The organism is Lactobacillus porci (assembly GCF_009695985.1).
Classification (GTDB): domain Bacteria; phylum Bacillota; class Bacilli; order Lactobacillales; family Lactobacillaceae; genus Lactobacillus; species Lactobacillus absianus.
Genome location: NZ_VUMX01000001.1, coordinates 100,041 through 116,602 on the forward strand (window position 1 = coordinate 100,041; position 16,562 = coordinate 116,602).

The 16,562-nt window shown below is 45.1% G+C and carries 29 protein-coding genes; 26 read left to right on the forward strand and 3 right to left on the reverse strand.

The window, feature by feature from the left end; translation table 11 throughout:
* The first annotated feature begins 189 nt into the window (after positions 1-189).
* From rpsL to fusA, 3 genes are read left to right on the forward strand one after another with little or no spacing between them, the layout of a single operon-like run.
* Positions 190-597, forward strand: a complete 408-nt coding sequence (rpsL, locus tag FYJ62_RS00505) for a 30S ribosomal protein S12 (protein ID WP_008460088.1) — start codon at positions 190-192, stop codon at positions 595-597.
* A gap of 14 nt (positions 598-611) precedes the next feature.
* Positions 612-1,082 (forward strand): 30S ribosomal protein S7, encoded by a 471-nt coding sequence (gene rpsG / locus FYJ62_RS00510; RefSeq protein ID WP_154546831.1) that lies wholly within the window; start codon positions 612-614, stop codon positions 1,080-1,082.
* Between the two features lie 33 nt (positions 1,083-1,115).
* Positions 1,116-3,200, forward strand: a complete 2,085-nt coding sequence (gene fusA / locus FYJ62_RS00515) for an elongation factor G (RefSeq protein WP_154546832.1) — start codon at positions 1,116-1,118, stop codon at positions 3,198-3,200.
* A 164-nt stretch (positions 3,201-3,364) separates the two neighbouring features.
* On the opposite strand, the gene FYJ62_RS00520 is transcribed toward fusA, so the two are convergent.
* The 3 genes from FYJ62_RS00520 to FYJ62_RS00530 all read right to left on the reverse strand — a co-directional run bounded on the left by FYJ62_RS00520 (position 3,365) and on the right by FYJ62_RS00530 (position 5,253).
* On the reverse strand, positions 3,365-3,928 hold the full coding sequence (locus FYJ62_RS00520; protein WP_154546833.1) for a hypothetical protein: 564 nt from the start codon (positions 3,926-3,928) through the stop codon (positions 3,365-3,367).
* Positions 3,929-4,114: 186 nt separating this feature from the next.
* Positions 4,115-4,735 (reverse strand): hypothetical protein, encoded by a 621-nt coding sequence (locus FYJ62_RS00525; protein ID WP_154486197.1) that lies wholly within the window; start codon positions 4,733-4,735, stop codon positions 4,115-4,117.
* A gap of 20 nt (positions 4,736-4,755) precedes the next feature.
* Positions 4,756-5,253 carry a hypothetical protein gene (locus tag FYJ62_RS00530; RefSeq protein WP_154486196.1) on the reverse strand — a complete coding sequence of 166 codons (498 nt, stop codon included), beginning with the start codon at positions 5,251-5,253 and terminating at the stop codon, positions 4,756-4,758.
* A gap of 334 nt (positions 5,254-5,587) precedes the next feature.
* Here FYJ62_RS00530 and rpsJ point away from each other — a divergent pair, with 334 nt between their 5' ends.
* The 23 genes from rpsJ to FYJ62_RS00645 are packed head-to-tail and all read left to right on the forward strand — an operon-like array spanning position 5,588 to position 16,524.
* A complete protein-coding gene (rpsJ, locus tag FYJ62_RS00535) occupies positions 5,588-5,896 on the forward strand; it encodes a 30S ribosomal protein S10 (RefSeq protein WP_154486195.1) in 309 nt (102 codons plus the stop codon).
* Between the two features lie 24 nt (positions 5,897-5,920).
* On the forward strand, positions 5,921-6,550 hold the full coding sequence (gene rplC / locus FYJ62_RS00540) for a 50S ribosomal protein L3 (RefSeq protein WP_154546834.1): 630 nt from the start codon (positions 5,921-5,923) through the stop codon (positions 6,548-6,550).
* A 14-nt stretch (positions 6,551-6,564) separates the two neighbouring features.
* Entirely contained in the window at positions 6,565-7,182 is a 618-nt protein-coding gene (gene rplD / locus FYJ62_RS00545) for a 50S ribosomal protein L4 (RefSeq protein ID WP_154546835.1), read from the forward strand.
* On the forward strand, positions 7,182-7,481 hold the full coding sequence (gene rplW, locus FYJ62_RS00550; RefSeq protein ID WP_154546836.1) for a 50S ribosomal protein L23: 300 nt from the start codon (positions 7,182-7,184) through the stop codon (positions 7,479-7,481). The genes rplD and rplW overlap by 1 nt, the downstream gene beginning before the upstream one ends.
* Positions 7,482-7,497: 16 nt before the next feature.
* On the forward strand, positions 7,498-8,334 hold the full coding sequence (gene rplB, locus FYJ62_RS00555; protein ID WP_154546837.1) for a 50S ribosomal protein L2: 837 nt from the start codon (positions 7,498-7,500) through the stop codon (positions 8,332-8,334).
* Between the two features lie 17 nt (positions 8,335-8,351).
* The gene (gene rpsS / locus FYJ62_RS00560; RefSeq protein ID WP_154546838.1) at positions 8,352-8,627 is read left to right on the forward strand and encodes a 30S ribosomal protein S19; all 276 of its coding nucleotides are present in this window, start codon (positions 8,352-8,354) and stop codon (positions 8,625-8,627) included.
* Positions 8,628-8,645: 18 nt separating this feature from the next.
* Positions 8,646-8,999: a 50S ribosomal protein L22 gene (gene rplV, locus FYJ62_RS00565; protein WP_154546839.1), complete on the forward strand. Its 354-nt coding sequence runs from the start codon at positions 8,646-8,648 to the stop codon at positions 8,997-8,999.
* Positions 9,000-9,015: 16 nt separating this feature from the next.
* Complete coding sequence (gene rpsC, locus FYJ62_RS00570; RefSeq protein ID WP_154546840.1) at positions 9,016-9,687, forward strand: 30S ribosomal protein S3; 672 nt, start codon at positions 9,016-9,018, stop codon at positions 9,685-9,687.
* The gene (rplP, locus tag FYJ62_RS00575; protein WP_154546841.1) at positions 9,687-10,127 is read left to right on the forward strand and encodes a 50S ribosomal protein L16; all 441 of its coding nucleotides are present in this window, start codon (positions 9,687-9,689) and stop codon (positions 10,125-10,127) included. The genes rpsC and rplP overlap by 1 nt, the downstream gene beginning before the upstream one ends.
* The gene (gene rpmC, locus FYJ62_RS00580; RefSeq protein ID WP_154546842.1) at positions 10,117-10,314 is read left to right on the forward strand and encodes a 50S ribosomal protein L29; all 198 of its coding nucleotides are present in this window, start codon (positions 10,117-10,119) and stop codon (positions 10,312-10,314) included. Before rplP ends, rpmC begins: the two co-directional genes overlap by 11 nt.
* An 18-nt stretch (positions 10,315-10,332) precedes the next feature.
* The gene (gene rpsQ / locus FYJ62_RS00585) at positions 10,333-10,599 is read left to right on the forward strand and encodes a 30S ribosomal protein S17 (protein ID WP_154546843.1); all 267 of its coding nucleotides are present in this window, start codon (positions 10,333-10,335) and stop codon (positions 10,597-10,599) included.
* 30 nt (positions 10,600-10,629) lie between these two features.
* A complete protein-coding gene (gene rplN / locus FYJ62_RS00590) occupies positions 10,630-10,998 on the forward strand; it encodes a 50S ribosomal protein L14 (RefSeq protein ID WP_206987766.1) in 369 nt (122 codons plus the stop codon).
* 16 nt (positions 10,999-11,014) lie between these two features.
* Positions 11,015-11,254 (forward strand): 50S ribosomal protein L24, encoded by a 240-nt coding sequence (rplX, locus tag FYJ62_RS00595; RefSeq protein WP_154546844.1) that lies wholly within the window; start codon positions 11,015-11,017, stop codon positions 11,252-11,254.
* A gap of 20 nt (positions 11,255-11,274) precedes the next feature.
* Positions 11,275-11,817 carry a 50S ribosomal protein L5 gene (gene rplE / locus FYJ62_RS00600; RefSeq protein ID WP_154546845.1) on the forward strand — a complete coding sequence of 181 codons (543 nt, stop codon included), beginning with the start codon at positions 11,275-11,277 and terminating at the stop codon, positions 11,815-11,817.
* A 14-nt stretch (positions 11,818-11,831) separates the two neighbouring features.
* Positions 11,832-12,017, forward strand: coding sequence for a type Z 30S ribosomal protein S14 (locus FYJ62_RS00605; protein WP_002878192.1), 186 nt, complete (start codon positions 11,832-11,834; stop codon positions 12,015-12,017).
* A 22-nt stretch (positions 12,018-12,039) separates the two neighbouring features.
* Positions 12,040-12,438, forward strand: a complete 399-nt coding sequence (rpsH, locus tag FYJ62_RS00610) for a 30S ribosomal protein S8 (protein WP_154546846.1) — start codon at positions 12,040-12,042, stop codon at positions 12,436-12,438.
* 24 nt (positions 12,439-12,462) lie between these two features.
* Complete coding sequence (gene rplF / locus FYJ62_RS00615) at positions 12,463-12,993, forward strand: 50S ribosomal protein L6 (RefSeq protein ID WP_154546847.1); 531 nt, start codon at positions 12,463-12,465, stop codon at positions 12,991-12,993.
* A gap of 22 nt (positions 12,994-13,015) precedes the next feature.
* Positions 13,016-13,375 (forward strand): 50S ribosomal protein L18, encoded by a 360-nt coding sequence (rplR, locus tag FYJ62_RS00620; protein ID WP_206987764.1) that lies wholly within the window; start codon positions 13,016-13,018, stop codon positions 13,373-13,375.
* Positions 13,376-13,391: 16 nt separating this feature from the next.
* Positions 13,392-13,904, forward strand: coding sequence for a 30S ribosomal protein S5 (gene rpsE, locus FYJ62_RS00625; RefSeq protein ID WP_154546848.1), 513 nt, complete (start codon positions 13,392-13,394; stop codon positions 13,902-13,904).
* Positions 13,905-13,915: 11 nt separating this feature from the next.
* Positions 13,916-14,101 (forward strand): 50S ribosomal protein L30, encoded by a 186-nt coding sequence (gene rpmD / locus FYJ62_RS00630; protein ID WP_154546849.1) that lies wholly within the window; start codon positions 13,916-13,918, stop codon positions 14,099-14,101.
* A gap of 20 nt (positions 14,102-14,121) precedes the next feature.
* On the forward strand, positions 14,122-14,562 hold the full coding sequence (gene rplO, locus FYJ62_RS00635) for a 50S ribosomal protein L15 (protein ID WP_154546850.1): 441 nt from the start codon (positions 14,122-14,124) through the stop codon (positions 14,560-14,562).
* Complete coding sequence (gene secY / locus FYJ62_RS00640; RefSeq protein ID WP_154546851.1) at positions 14,562-15,857, forward strand: preprotein translocase subunit SecY; 1,296 nt, start codon at positions 14,562-14,564, stop codon at positions 15,855-15,857. The genes rplO and secY overlap by 1 nt, the downstream gene beginning before the upstream one ends.
* A gap of 13 nt (positions 15,858-15,870) precedes the next feature.
* On the forward strand, positions 15,871-16,524 hold the full coding sequence (locus FYJ62_RS00645) for an adenylate kinase (protein WP_154546852.1): 654 nt from the start codon (positions 15,871-15,873) through the stop codon (positions 16,522-16,524).
* Positions 16,525-16,562: the final 38 nt, after the last annotated feature.

Below are 16,562 nucleotides of genomic sequence, written 5' to 3' on the forward strand. Positions count from 1 at the left end.
CTAGTACGCATTTTTAACTGTTTTTTACCGAAAAAAGCGCGGAAAAAGTTTTTGGAAAAAGCTTTGCTTTGACAGATATTTGGAGTACAATATCAGATGTATGTTTTGAAGATTAGTCCGGAGCGTGAATAAAAAGAAACTCCCGGATATGTGAACAAAATGATAATTAATTTTAGGAGGAACTAGTTAATGCCAACCATTAATCAATTGGTTAGAAAAGGCCGTCACTCAAAGACGACTAAGTCAAAGTCACCAGCTTTGAACTACAGCTACAACAGCATGAAGAAGGAACAAGTCTTCAACCCAGCACCACAAATGCGTGGGGTTGCTACCCGTGTCGGTACTATGACGCCAAAGAAGCCTAACTCAGCTTTGCGTAAGTACGCTCGTGTACGTCTGTCCAACTTGACTGAAGTTACTGCCTACATCCCAGGTGAAGGCCACAACCTGCAAGAACACTCAGTTGTTCTGATTCGTGGGGGCCGTGTAAAGGACCTTCCTGGTGTACGTTACCACATCGTTCGTGGCGCACTCGACACTGCTGGTGTTGACGGTAGAAAGCAAGGTCGTTCTAAGTACGGCGCTAAGAAGGGTTAAAGGAGGACTAAATAATGCCAAGAAAAGGTCATGTTTCAAAGAGAGACGTTTTAGCAGACCCAGTTTACAACTCAAAGCTGGTTACTAAGCTGATCAACCACTTGATGAAGGATGGTAAGAGAGCTCAAGCTTCATCAATCTTGTACGATGCTTTTGAAATCATCAAGGACAAGACTGGCAAGGAACCAATGGAAGTCTTTGAAGAAGCTATGAACAACGTTAAGCCAGTTTTGGAAGTTAAGGCTCGCCGTATCGGTGGTTCTAACTACCAAGTTCCTGTAGAAGTTCGTCCAGAAAGACAAACTACTCTGGCATTGCGTTGGCTCGTTTCATACTCCCGCCTGCGTAACGAACACACTATGGATGAACGTTTGGCAAACGAATTGATCGATGCCTCAAACAACACTGGTTCAGCCGTTAAGAAGCGTGAAGACGTGCACCGCATGGCAGAAGCCAACCGTGCCTTCGCTCACTACCGTTTCTAATCTAGTGTTCGTTATCTAAGGAGATAAATAATTATGGCTAACAAACGTGAATTCTCATTAGAGAAGACTCGCAACATCGGTATCATGGCGCACATCGACGCCGGTAAGACCACTACCACTGAACGTATCCTTTACTACACTGGTAAGATCCACAAGATTGGTGAAACTCACGAAGGTGACTCACAAATGGACTGGATGGACGAAGAAAAGGAACGTGGGATCACGATCACTTCCGCTGCCACTACTGCGCAATGGAAGAACTACCGGATCAACATCATCGACACCCCAGGGCACGTTGACTTCACTATCGAAGTTGAACGTTCACTGCGTGTCCTTGACGGTGCCGTTACTGTGCTGGACGCTCAATCAGGTGTTGAACCACAAACTGAAAACGTTTGGCGTCAAGCTGAAAACTACGGTGTTCCACGGATCGTCTTCGTTAACAAAATGGACAAGATCGGTGCCAACTTCGACTACTCAGTCAAGACTTTGCATGAACGTCTGAACGCCAACGCCATCGCCGTTCAAATGCCTATCGGTGCTGAAGACCAATTCGAAGGCGTTATCGACCTGTTCGACATGGTTGCCGATGTTTACGACGAAGACAAGCTTGGCTCAAACTGGGACACTATTCCAGTTCCTGACGAATACAAGGAAGAAGCCGAAAGCCGTCGTGAAGAAATGATCGAACAGATCGCTGAAGTTGACGACGACATCATGGAAAAGTTCCTTGGCGGTGAAGAAATCACTAACGAAGAACTTAAGGCTGCTTTGCGCCGCGCAACTTTGGACCTGAAGGCCTTCCCAGTCTTTGCTGGTTCAGCCTTCAAGAACAAGGGTGTGCAAATGATGCTTGACGGCGTGATCGACTACCTGCCATCACCACTTGACGTTAAGCCATACGTTGCTCACGACAAGGACGGCAACGAAGTTGAACTGCTGGCTGACGACAACAAGCCATTCGCAGCTTTGGCCTTCAAGATCGCTACTGACCCATTCGTTGGTCGTTTGACCTTCATCCGTGTCTACACTGGTTCATTGCAATCAGGTTCATACGTTTTGAACGCATCTAAGAACCAACGTGAACGTGTTGGTCGTCTGTTGCAAATGCACGCCAACTCACGGACTGAAATTCCAGAAGTCTTCTCAGGTGACATCGCTGGTGCCATCGGTTTGAAGAACACCACTACTGGTGACTCTCTGACTGACCCAGACCACCCATTGATTCTGGAAAGCCTGGACATTCCTGCTCCAGTTATCCAAGTTTCAGTTGAACCTAAGTCAAAGGCCGACCGTGACAAGATGGACGTTGCTTTGCAAAAGCTGACTGAAGAAGACCCAACCTTCCGTGCTGAAACCAACCCAGAAACTGGTGAAACTTTGATCTCCGGGATGGGTGAACTTCACTTGGACATCATGGTTGAACGTATGAAGCGCGAATTCAACGTTGAAGCGACTATCGGTGAACCACAAGTTGCCTACCGTGAAACCTTCACTCAACCAGCTAAGGCTCAAGGTAAGTTCGTTCGTCAATCCGGTGGTAAGGGTCAATACGGTGACGTTTGGATCGAATTTACTCCAAACCCAGGCGAAGGCTACGAATTCGAAGACGCAATCGTCGGTGGTGTCGTTCCTCGTGAATACATCCCATCAGTTGACGCAGGTCTGCAAGAAGCCATGAAGAACGGCGTTCTGGCTGGTTACCCATTGATCGACGTTAAGGCTAAGCTGTACGACGGTTCATACCACGAAGTCGACTCATCTGAAGCTGCCTTCAAGGTTGCCGCATCACTCGCTTTGAAGAACGCTGCTTCAAAGGCTGGTGCTGTTGTTCTTGAACCAATCATGAAGGTTCAAGTCATCGCTCCAGAAGAATACCTCGGTGACGTTATGGGCTCAATCACTGCCCGCCGTGGCCAAATGGAAGGTATGACTGACCGTGCCGGTGCCAAGGTTATCAACGCGATGGTTCCATTGTCCGAAATGTTCGGCTACGCAACCACCCTGCGTTCATCAACTCAAGGCCGTGGTACTTTCACGATGGTTATGGACCACTACTCACCATGTCCTAAGTCAATCCAAGCTGAAATCATCAAGAAGCGCGGTGGCAACGCTTAGTTTCTAGATTTTAGATCAAAATAAACATGCTTTTGATTTCGAACTCGAGGCGAAATTTAAAAGGTAGTTAAAACGCAAGTTTTAATCGAGCCGCTAGTTGATCTAGCGGCTCTTTTTTTGAAAAAAGCAGCCAGCTTCAATTGAGAAGCTGGCTGCTTTGGTGTTTATTGAAAGTCTGGTGCGTGCTCACGCCAGTTTGGATCGTAGTCAATGACGATGATGCGGGCGTAGTCGGTTTGGTGTTCGGACTCAGGAACGAGATCATAGTCGTCATGGTCAATGTCAAAATCGAAAGCAAAGTAGGCTCCAATCTGACCTAAAAAGGAAATACAGTAAAGGAAATCTGTTTCAGATTGAAGACGAAGATCAAATTTATCGCCTTCAATAATCTCGTAAGTTAGCGATGGGGATAAAGACTTGGCATATTCCAGGAGAGCTTGCAACTCGGCAATCTGATCTTGACTCATTGCCTTTCCTTGTCCATAGTAGTAGTTCCGTGGATGTTGACGCCAATTTTTGTCAAAATTATCAAGAACTACGAGCGCATTATTCGATTCGAATACGAGGGGATGATCAACTTCAAAATCGAAGGTGAAGTAGGCTCCGATTGATCCTAGAAAGGATAAGAAGAGTTTTAGATCGTGTTGTGATTTGAGGGTAAAGGCTGCATTGCAATCAGATGCTTGATACCTCAGAGACGGTATCCCATTCTTAATATATTGAAGCATCCACTGTAGCTCGTTAATTTGTGTTTGATCCATAATTAAAAAGCGGTACGTGGAAAAGCAATATTTCCAAAGTTTCCACTTTCATATTTTCCTTCATTACAAATTAAATATGTTACATTTCTTCTTTAAGTATATCATCATATTACAAAAAGGTCAGCCTCTTAATTGAGGGTGACCTTTTTGCATTTATTGAAAGTCTTGTGCGTTCTCACTCCAATTTTGATCGTAGTCGATGACGATGATACGGGCGTAAGAATCCTCATAGCCTGGTTCTGGTGCGCGATATTTCAAAAAGTCGAAGGAAAAATAGGCTCCAACCTTACCTAAGGCATTCATAGTTGTTAAGAAGTCATCTTTTGACTGGGGATAGATGATGAATTTGTGGCTCTTGGTTGGATGGTACATTAATGAAGAAATTGTTTCTCTTAGATTCTGCAAAATCAAATCGAATTCTTTCACCTGCTTTTGGCTGACAATCTGGCCATCACCACCATAGAAATTAAAAGGGTGATTAATTTCATTGTCGTCATAATCAGAAATGAGTATATAAGCAATTTTGTCTTTATATGCTGGGGCTTGGAAGGGACCTAGATCGATTGAAAAGTATGTCCCCATCATACCCAGTCGCTGCATGACTGCGATGAAAAGATCGCAATTTGGAACATAAACTTTTAGGTAGCTCTTTTTTATGACGCGAAAGGAAATCAACTTAGATTTGTTTAAACATAGTTTGTTAGCATTGTTGCGGGGCAGTTTATTTATACTATCTAGGATCCATTTTATCTCAGCTACTTTATCTATTTTCATAAAAAAACTCTCCAACAGAATTAAAAAGCGGTATGTGGAAAACTAATTTCACCAAAATTACCGTTGAGCTCACCTGTCACAACAACCTGACCATGTCTTTTGGTGTTATATTTATGATGATAGGTCCAATTCTTATTTAGACTACCAAACCCTGAAAATTCAAAGTATCTATTATAAGCGCGCTTTTTACCTGTAGCATAGTAGTGAACATTGATTGTTCCAGTCACATGATAAACTGGAAAAATTGGGTTTGTAACTTTGAGTAAAAGATAAATCTCTCCGCCCGAGATCCAAACCTTGGCAACACCTAAATTTCCTTTTACGGTATTAAATTGTGTAGTAAACAAATTAGGATTTACAGTTGTACTATTTTGCTGTGTGCTTGGAGTGAAAGTTTGGTAGTTTGACGGATTATCTTGAGAAATATTTTGCTCGGCTGCTAATACTTTAGATTGGGGATAATACTGAGCTAGCATCCCAATCAATCCAAGTAACATAAATAACTTTCTTCTTTTCATGATTTTCTCCATTAATTAAAATTAGGCGTTTTATTTACGCTTACATTTTACCACTATGGTAGAATAAGTACTTAGAGAAAATTGTATTTCTAAAGTCTAACGATATTTTCGAGACTTTTTTCAAAAAAGTTGGGCTAAACCCTTGCTATTTAAGGCGTGAGGCCTTATACTAGATAAAGTGCTTTTGACGGGGGAGACCCCGTCATGGGCAATATGTAGTCAGCTTTGACGCGGAAGGTTGCGGCACACCAGGCTGCATTGCCACAGTGGTTGTGCAGGAAATTTTCGCCGAGCTAGTCATCTTATTTAAAGAAGACGTATAGGAGGTAATTAGATGGCAAACGAAAAAATTCGTATTAGATTAAAGTCTTACGAACACAGCATTCTCGATGAATCTGCAGCAAAGATTGTGGACACTGCAAAGCGGACTGGCGCTGAAATCTCAGGTCCAGTTCCACTTCCAACTGAAAGAACTTTGTTCACTGTTCTGCGTTCACCACACATGAACAAGGACTCACGTGAACAATTCGAAATGCGGACCCACAAGCGGTTGATCGACATCTTGAACCCAACCCCAAAGACGGTTGACTCATTGATGAAGCTCGACCTGCCAAGCGGTGTAGACATCGAAATCAAGCTTTAATTTTAAATAGAAAGAGGTGTAATCATGACCAAAGGAATCTTAGGAAGAAAAGTTGGCATGACTCAAATCTTCACTAAAGACGGTATCCTTGTTCCAGTAACTGTTATTGAAGCAACTCCTAACGTTGTTTTGCAAGTTAAGACTGTTGAAAACGACGGTTACGAAGCAGTTCAATTGGGCTACCAAGACAAGCGTGAAGTTTTGAGCAACAAGCCAGAACAAGGTCATGCTGCAAAGGCAAAGACTTCACCTAAGCGCTTCATTCGGGAAATCCGCGGTGTTGAGCTTAAGGACTATGAAGTCGGCTCAGAAGTTACTGTGGATACGTTCAAGGAAGGTGACGTTGTCAACGTTACTGGTACTTCAAGAGGTCATGGCTACCAAGGTAACATCAAGCGCCACCACCAATCACGTGGCCCAGAAACTCACGGCTCACGCTACCACAGAATCCCAGGTTCAATGGGTTCAATCATCAACCGCGTGCCAAAGGGCAAGAAGTTGCCAGGTCACATGGGCGTGAAGACTGTTACTATTGAAAACTTAGTAGTAGAAAAGGTTGTAGCTGACAAGAATGTTTTGATGATCAAGGGTAACGTACCTGGTGCTAAGAACTCATTGATCGTTGTTAAGTCAGCTTCAAAGGCTAACGACTAGGAAGGAGGACTCGAATGACTAATTTCAAACTTATGGATCAAAACGGCAACCAAGCTGGCGAAGTTGCTTTGAACGACAACGTATTCAGCGTTGAACCAAACGAAGCTGTTGTTTTTGATGCAATCATCAGACAAAGAGCTGGCAAGCGTCAAGGTACCTCAAAGGTGAGAAACAGATCCGCTGTTCGCGGCGGCGGCAAGAAACCTTGGAGACAAAAGGGTACTGGCCGTGCTCGTCAAGGCTCTATCCGTGCTCCACAATGGCGCGGCGGTGGTATCGTCTTTGGGCCTACTCCACGTTCCTACGCTTACAGCATGCCAAGAAAGCAACGCCGGTTGGCTATCAAGTCAGTTCTGTCCCAAAAGGTTTTGGACCAAAACCTGGTAGTTTTGGACAAGCTGACTATGGCAGCTCCAAAGACTAAGGACTTCGTTGCAATCTTGAACGGCTTGAAGCTTGAAGGCAAGGTTCTGGTTGTTTCAGACGACAAGAACGTTCAACTTTCAGCTAAGAACCTGCCAAAGGTTAAGGTTGTTCCAGTAAACAGCTTGAACGTAGAAGACGCTGTTAACTACGACAAGCTCGTTATGACTCAAGACGACGTTAAGAAGATTGAGGAGGTATTGGCTTAATGGACGCACGCGACATTATCTTAAGACCTGTTATCACTGAAAAGTCAACTGACTTGATGGACAGCAAGAAGTACACTTTCGACGTGGCCTTAACTGCTACCAAGACTCAAGTACGTGACGCTATCGAAGAAATCTTCGATGTTAAGGTTAAGTCTGTGAACATCATGAACGTTCGCGGCAAGCAAAAGCGCGTTGGTCGTTACTTCGGCAACACCGCTCGTCGCAGAAAGGCGATCGTCGCTTTAACTGAAGACTCAAACGACATCAAGATTTTCAAAGACGAAAACGAAGAAAAGTAATTAGGAGGTCAGTCAATTGGCTATTAAAGTTTACAAGCCAACATCAAACGGTCGTCGTAATATGACTTCTTCTGACTTTGCAGAAATCACTAAGTCAAAGCCTGAAAAGACTTTGCTTGCTTCTAAGTCAAAGACTGCAGGTCGCAACTCATACGGTCACATTACTGTAAGACACCGTGGTGGTGGTCACAAGCAACAATACCGTATCATCGATTTCAAGCGTGTTAAGGACAACGCCAAGGCTAAGGTTGTCGCAATTGAATACGACCCAAACCGTTCAGCTAACATCGCATTGCTCCACTACACTGATGGTACCAAGGCTTACATCCTGGCTCCTAAGGGCTTGGAAGTAGGTGCTTTCGTAGAATCAGGCGAAAACGCCGACATCAAGGTTGGTAACGCACTTCCATTGAAGAACATCCCAACTGGTACGGCAATCCACAACATCGAATTGAAGCCAGGCAAGGGCGGCCAAGTTGCTCGTAGTGCTGGTACTTCAGCTCTGGTAGTTGGTGTTGACGGCAAGTACACTCAAGTTCGTCTGCAATCCGGCGAAGTTCGCGAAATTCTTTCAGAATGCCGTGCAACTGTTGGTGAAGTCGGCAACGAACAACACTCACTGATCAACATCGGTAAGGCTGGTCGTTCACGTTGGATGGGCAAGCGTCCACAATCTCGTGGTTCCGTAATGAACCCTAACGACCACCCACACGGTGGTGGTGAAGGTAAGGCACCTGTTGGTCGTCCTCAACCAATGACTCCATGGGGCAAGAAGTCACGTGGTATCAAGACTAGAGACACCAAGAAGGCTAGCGAGAAGTTAATCATCCGTCACCGTAAGGGTCGCAAGTAAGAGAAGGGGGTAAATCAATGAGCCGTAGTATTAAAAAGGGTCCTTTCGCAGACGCCCACCTTTTGAAGAAGGTTGACGAACAACAAGCTGCTGAAAAGAAGCAAGTTATCAAGACTTGGTCACGTCGTTCAACTATTTTCCCTTCTTTTGTAGGGTTGACTATCGCTGTTTACGACGGTAGAAAGCACGTTCCAGTTTACGTTACTGAAGACATGGTAGGTCACAAGCTGGGCGAATTCGTACCAACTAGAACCTTCCGCGGTCACAAGACTGACGACAAGGCTACTAAGTAAAGGAAGGAGAAACAATAAATGGCAGAACAAATTAGTTCAGCTAGAGCTGAAGCAAGAACTGTTCGCATCGCCCCAAGAAAGGCTCGTCTCGTTGTCGACTTGATCCGGGGTAAGAGCGTTGCTGAAGCATTGGCAATTTTGAAGTTTACGCCAAAAGCTGCTTCCCCAATCGTTGAAAAGGTTCTGCGTTCAGCAGTTGCCAACGCAGAACACAACTACGATCTTGAAAGTGCAAACCTTTACGTATCAGAAGCTTACGTAAACGAAGGTGCTACTTTGAAGAGATTCCGTCCACGGGCTAAGGGCTCAGCTTCTCCAATCAACAAGAGAACTAGCCACGTAGTTGTTGTAGTTTCAGAATTGAACGATTAATTAGGGAGGTATTTGAATGGGTTCAAAGATTAACCCAATTGGTTTCCGTCTGGGTGTCAACCGCGACTGGGAAGCTAAATGGTACGCTGCAAGAGGCTACAAAGAAACTTTAAACGAAGACCTTCGCATCAGAAAGTTCCTCGATGAAAAGTTGAAGGATGCCTCCGTATCAACTGTAGAAATCGAACGTGCTGCAAACCGCGTTAACATCGCTATCCACACCGCTCGTCCTGGTATGGTTATCGGTAAGGGCGGCGCTGAAGTTGAAGCCTTGAACAAGGAAATCAACGCTTTGACTAACAAGCAAGTTCACATCAACATCGTTGAAATCAAGAAGCCTGATCTTGACGCCAAGCTCGTTGCTGACAGCATCGCTCGTCAACTTGAAGCTCGTATCGCATTCCGTCGTGCCAGCCGTCAAGCTGCACAACGTACTATGCGTGCTGGTGCCAAGGGTGTGAAGATTCAAACTGCCGGCCGTCTGAACGGTGCTGACATGGCTCGTCGTGAATGGCACACTGAAGGCAGTGTTCCACTTCATACTTTAAGAGCTGACATCGACTACGCATGGGTAAACGCATTTACTACCTATGGCGAAATCGGTGTTAAGGTTTGGATCAACCGTGGCGAAATTTTGCCAGGTCGCAAGAATCAACCTGCTAAGCGTTCAAAGGGAGGTAACAAGTAATGCCTTTAGTACCAAAGCGTGTAAAACACCGTCGTGAATTCCGTGGTAAGATGCGTGGTGCTGCCAAGGGTGGCAAGACCATCGCTTTCGGTGAATACGGTCTGCAAGCACAAGAATCTCACTGGATTACCAACCGTCAAATCGAAGCTGCCCGTGTCGCTATGACTCGTTACATGAAGCGTGGCGGTAAGGTTTGGATCAGAATCTTCCCTCAAAAGTCATACACTGCCAAGGGTGTTGGTGTACGTATGGGTTCCGGTAAAGGTGCACCAGCAGGTTGGGTAGCCGTAGTTAAGAGAGAAAAGATCTTGTTCGAAATTGGTGGCGTTTCAGAAGAAACTGCTCGTGAAGCTATGCGCCTCGCAGCAAGCAAGCTTCCAATCAAGTGCAAGTTCGTTAAGAAAGACCAGGAAGTAGGTGGCGCATCTAATGAAGACTAAGGAAATCAGAGCATTATCAGCTGATGAATTGTTGGCAAAGGAAAAGCAATACAAGGAAGAATTGTTCAACTTGCGTTTCCAACAAGCTACCGGTCAATTAGAAAACACCGCTCGCTTGAGCCAAGTCCGTAAGAACATCGCTCGTATCAAGACTGTATTGAGCGAAAAAGAATTAGAACAAAACTAGTGGAAGGGAGATACTAACTTGAGCGAATCAAATGAAAGAAACCGTCGCCACGTATACCAAGGCCGCGTTGTTTCAGACAAGATGGACAAGACTATCGTTGTTGTAGTTGACACCTACAAGAACCACCCTGTTTACAGCAAGCGTACTCGTTACTCAAAGAAGTTTTACGCTATGGACGAAAACAACGAAGCCAAGGTAGGCGACATTGTTCGTATCATGGAAACCCGTCCATTATCACGTACTAAGCGTTTCCGCTTGGTTGATATTGTAAAGAAATCTGTTTAATTTGCGGATTAGCTAAGGGAGGATTTAATAGTGATTCAAACTGAAAGCCGTTTGAAGGTAGCTGACAACTCCGGTGCACGTGAATTGCTGGTTATCCGCGTTATGGGCGGTTCCAAGCGCAAGACCGGTAACATCGGTGACATTGTTGTCGCAGCTGTTAAACAAGCAACGCCAGGTGGTGTTGTAAAGAAGGGTGACGTCGTTAAGGCCGTTATCGTTAGAACTAAGTCAGGCGCTCGCCGTGCTGATGGTTCATACATCAAGTTTGACGAAAACGCAGCTGTTATCATCAACGCTGACAAGAGCCCTCGTGGTACTCGTATTTTCGGGCCAGTTGCACGTGAACTCCGTGAAGGGGACTTCATGAAGATCGTTTCACTTGCCCCTGAAGTATTGTAAAAGGAGAGTTAAGCGAATGTTCGTAAAAACTGGTGACAAGGTAAAGGTAATTGCCGGCTCAGAAAAGGGCAAGGAAGGTACTGTACTTTCAGTAAACGTTAAGAAGAACCGCGTTGTCGTTAAGGGCGTTAACATGATCAAGAAGGCTACCAAGCCATCTGCTGCCAACGCTAACGGTGGCGTAGTTGAAACTGAAGGTTCAATTCACGCTTCCAACGTAAAAGTTATTGCTAAAGCTGAAAGCAACAAGGATTAATTTAGGGAAGGAGGACACTAATGGCTAATAGTTTTGCAACTAAATACAACGAAGAAATCGCTCCTGCATTGACTAAGAAGTTCAACTACACTTCAAGCATGCAAGTGCCAAAGATCGACAAGATCGTCTTGAACATGGGTGTTGGTGACGCCGTTGCCAACGCTAAGAACCTTGACGAAGCTGTTGAAGAATTGACTTTGATCTCAGGTCAAAAGCCTTTGATCACTAAGGCTAAGAAGTCAATCGCCAACTTCCGTTTGCGTGAAGGCATGTCTATCGGTGCTAAGGTAACTCTTAGAGGCGACAGAATGTACGACTTCTTGAACAAGCTGATCAACGTATCCCTTCCACGTGTTCGTGACTTCCGTGGTGTTTCAACTCGTTCATTTGACGGCCGTGGCAACTACACTTTGGGTATCAAGGAACAATTGATCTTCCCAGAAATCGACTTCGATAAGGTTAACCGTACCAGAGGTTTGGATATCGTTATCGTAACTACTGCTCAAACTGATGAAGAAGCTCGTGAACTTTTGACTCAATTTGGCATGCCATTTGCTAAGTAATTTGGAGGACATACATGGCTAAGACATCACAAAAGGTAAGAAATCACCGTCCTGCAAAGTTTTCTTCACGTGAATACACTCGCTGCGAACGTTGTGGTCGTCCACACTCAGTTTACCGCAAGTTTGGTTTGTGCCGCATTTGCTTGAAGGAATTGGGACACAAAGGCCAAATTCCTGGTCTTAAGAAGGCTAGCTGGTAAATCGGTAAGGAGGATAGCATAGATGGTATTGACTGACCCAATCGCAGACTTTTTGACTAGAATCAGAAACGCCAACATGGCTAAGCATGATTCAGTAGAAATCCCTGCATCAAACATTAAGAAGTCACTTGCGGAAATTCTTAAGCAAGAAGGCTTCATCAAGGATTACGAAGTAACTGAAGACGGCAAGCAAGGTGTGATCAAGGTCTTCTTGAAGTACGGTCCAAACGGCGAACGCGTTATCTCCGGTTTGAAGCGTATCTCAAAGCCAGGCTTGAGAAACTACGTATCAGCCGACAACCTGCCAAAGGTATTGAACGGCTTGGGTATTGCAATTGTCTCAACTTCAGCTGGTATCCTTACCGACAAGGAAGCTAGAGAAAAGCATATCGGTGGCGAAGTAATCGCCTACGTTTGGTAATTCTTGACAGGAAGGAGAAACTAGATGAGCCGTATTGGTTTAAAAGCAATTAAGGTCCCTGAAGGTGTCACTGTTACCAAGAATGGTGATGAAATTACTGTTAAGGGCCCAAAGGGTGAATTGACTAGAGAATTCGACCCACGTATCAAGTTTGAAGAAGTAGATGGTGAAATTCACTTCTCACGTTCAAACGAAGACGACAAGGCACTTCACGGTACTATGAGAGCCAACCTGGCTAACATGATCGAAGGTGTCGTTAAGGGCTACAAGAAGGACTTGAAGCTGATCGGTGTTGGTTACCGTGCAACTGTCAAGAACAACGTCTTGACTCTTAACGTTGGTTACTCACACCCAGTTGAAATGAAGGCCCCAGAAGGCGTTACTGTTTCTGCATCATCAGCAACTGACGTCTCCGTAGAAGGCATTTCAAAGCAAGTAGTCGGCCAATTTGCAGCTGAAATTCGTGCCGTACGTTCACCTGAACCATACAAGGGCAAGGGTATCCGCTACGTTGACGAATTCGTTCGCCGCAAGGAAGGTAAGACTGGTAAGTAATAGAAAATTTTGAGGTGAAATTGTGATTTCAAAACCAGATAAAAACAAGTTGCGCTTAAAGCGCCACAGACGTGTTCGCGGTAAGATTTCTGGTACTGCTGAGTGCCCACGCTTGAGTGTTTTTCGTTCAAACACTAACATCTACGCTCAATTGATTGATGACGTAGCGGGTGTCACGCTTGCAAGTGCCTCAACTTTAGATAAGTCAGTTTCAAAGGATGCAACCAAGGTAGAACAAGCTAAGCAAGTCGGCAAGGCCATTGCTGAAGCTGGTAAGGCCAAGGGCATCAGCGAAGTTGTATTCGACAGAGGTGGCTACATCTACCACGGTCGTGTAGAAGCTTTGGCTGACGCAGCTCGTGAAAACGGCTTGGAATTCTAGGAAAGGAGATTAACACATGGCAAACCGCAACGATTCAAGAAATCGTAGAAACAAGGACGACATCGAAGACCAATTGGTTGCTATCAACCGCATTACCAAGGTTGTCAAGGGTGGTCGCCGTCAAAGATTTGCTGCCTTAGTTGTCGTTGGTGACAAGAAGGGTCATGTTGGCTTCGGTACTGGTAAGGCTACTGAAGTTCCAGAAGCTATCCGCAAAGCAGTAGAAGCCGGCAAGAAGAACATGATCTTCGTTCCAACTGTTGGTACTACTATTCCTCACGAAGTAATTGGCCACTACGGCTCAGGTAACGTTCTGCTTAAGCCTGCTGAAGCTGGTTCAGGTATTGCCGCTGGTGGTGCCGTACGTATCGTGATGGACATGGCTGGTGTCGGCGACGTTACTTCCAAGTCTTTGGGTTCAAACACTCCAATCAACGTAATTCGTGCCACTATTGACGGCCTGAAGAAGTTGAAGACTCGTGAAGATGTTCTTAAGCTTCGCGAAAGCGCAAAGAGCTTGCAAGATTAGGGAGATTATAGATGACAGATTTAAAGATTACTTTAACTAGAAGTGTTGCCCACCGTCTGCCTGAACAAAAAAAGGTTGTTAAAGCTCTTGGCTTAGGCAAGGTTAACAGTACTGTTGTCCAACCAGACAACGCTGCTACTCGTGGCGCGCTGATGAAAATTGCTCACTTAATTTCTGTAGAAGAAGTTAACGATTAAATCAAGGAGGGTCCAATTTAATGAAACTTAATGAATTACACCCATCCGAAGGTTCACGTCGCGCTAGAAAGCGTGTCGGCCGTGGTACTTCAAGTGGCTTCGGTAAGACTTCAGGTCGTGGTCAAAAGGGTCAACACGCTCGTTCAGGCGGTAACACTCGCTTGGGCTTTGAAGGTGGTCAAATGCCACTGTTCAGAACTATGCCTAAGCGTGGTTTCAAGAACATCAACCGCAAGGAATACGCTGTTGTAAACCTTGCAGACTTGAACAAGTTCGAAGAAGGCAGCGTAGTTGACTTTGCTGCTCTTAAGGAAAAGGGCTTGGTTAAGAAGCAATTGTCCGGCGTTAAGGTTCTGGGCAAGGGAGAATTGAACGTTAAGTTGACTGTAAAGGTTAACAAGGTTTCAGAAGCTGCTAAGAAGGCTATTGAAGCAGCTGGCGGCACTGTAGAGGTGATCTAATGTTTTCAACCTTGAAGAACGCCTTCAAGGATAAGGAAATTAGAAATAAGCTTTTCTATACTTTGTTTATCCTTGTACTTTACCGCATCGGTGCCAACATCACCGTACCGGGGATAAATGCCAAATCATTGACGCAAGTCGCCAACACGGGGCTTGTTTCAGTGCTTGATACTGTTTCTGGTGGTGGCTTGGACAACTACTCAATCTTCTCATTGGGGGTTTCGCCATACATCACCGCACAAATCGTCATTCAACTGCTGCAAATGGACATTGTGCCGACGCTGGTTGAATGGGGCAAGCAAGGGGAAGTCGGCCGGCGGAAGACCAACCAGGTCACCCGCTACCTGACCTTGGTGGTTGCCTTTGTGCAAAGTGTCGGGATTACCTTGGGCTTTAACGCCCTGTCTAGTTTCGGGCTCGTTAAGACCCAAAACTGGCAAACCTATGTTGAAATCGGGATTATCATGACGGCCGGGACCTTCCTGTTGACTTGGCTTGGTGATGAAATCACTGATAAAGGCTTAGGCAATGGCGTTTCAGTGATTATCTTCGCGGGGATTATTGCTCGTCTGCCAGGCGGACTTTACGAAGTCTGGAGAGACCAAGTGATCAACAACTCAGCGAGTGATCGCTGGCAAGGGATTGCGTTCTTCGTTGCGCTTATTGTCGCAATTTTATTGGTAACGAAATTCGTTACCTGGGTTGAACAAGCTGATCGTCGGATTCCGATTCAATATACGAGAAGAGCGACGAAAAGCGGATCAGAAAGTTTTCTACCATTAAAGGTTAACGTCTCTGGCGTTATTCCAGTTATCTTCGCCAGTTCATTCATCGTTACGCCAGCCACGATTCTGATGGCTTTCCAAGGCAAGTACGGTGATGCCAATTGGTACCACGTCTTATCGACTATCTTTAGCTTGCAGACGACTCCGGGTGCAATCATCTACACCCTTCTCATTATCTTATTTACTTTCTTTTACGCCTTCGTTCAGGTAAATCCTGAGAAGCTAGCAGAAAACTTAACTAAACAGGGTGCATATATTCCTAGCGTGTGGCCAGGCAAGGACACTGAGAAATATATGTCACAGATGCTGCTCAAGCTTTCAACAGTTGGGTCCGTTTATCTGGGTTTGGTAGCTTTGCTTCCACAGCTTGCTACCAACATCTGGGACCTGCCAAGTTCAATTGGCTTAGGTGGGACCAGCCTGTTGATTGTTGTCGGGGTCGTTCTGGAATTGTCACGCCAAATCGACGGTTTGTTGATGAAACGTGAATATACCGGTTTTATTAGATAGGTGAAAAATAAAAATGATTAATTTAATTCTTCTCGGTCTGCCAGGTGCAGGCAAGGGTACTGCTTCTGAACAAATTGTTGACAAGTATCACATTGCGCACATTTCCACAGGTGATATGTTTAGAGAGGCGATGGCCAACAAGACTCCAGTAGGCTTGGAAGCCAAGTCTTACATCGACAAAGGCAATTTGGTTCCAGACGAAGTTACCGCAAAGCTTGTTGAAGAACGTCTTGGTCAAGACGACACTAAGAATGGTTTCATTCTTGACGGCTTCCCAAGAACGACCAAGCAGGCAGAGCTCCTTGAAGAGATTACTGCTCGCTTGAACAAGCCTTTGACTAACGTCATTTCAATTGATGTCAAGGAAGAAACTTTAATCGATCGTTTATCTGCCCGGTTCATGTGCAAGAATTGTGGCGCAACTTACAATAAGTTTTCAAAGAAGCCTAAGGTCGAAGGTACCTGCGATCGCTGTGGTGGTCACGAGTTCTATCAACGTGAAGACGATAAGCCTGAAGTTGTTAAGAACCGGCTGGAAGTTAACGAAAAGATGAACGCTCCATTGAAGGAGTTCTATGACAAGAAGGGCTTGCTTTACACTGTTAACGGTGAGCAAGCACCTGAAAAAGTATTTGCAGACATTGACGAGGTTCTCTCAAAGAACTAAGCTGCTTAGTTAGTTTGCAAATTTTTTCGAACGTGTTA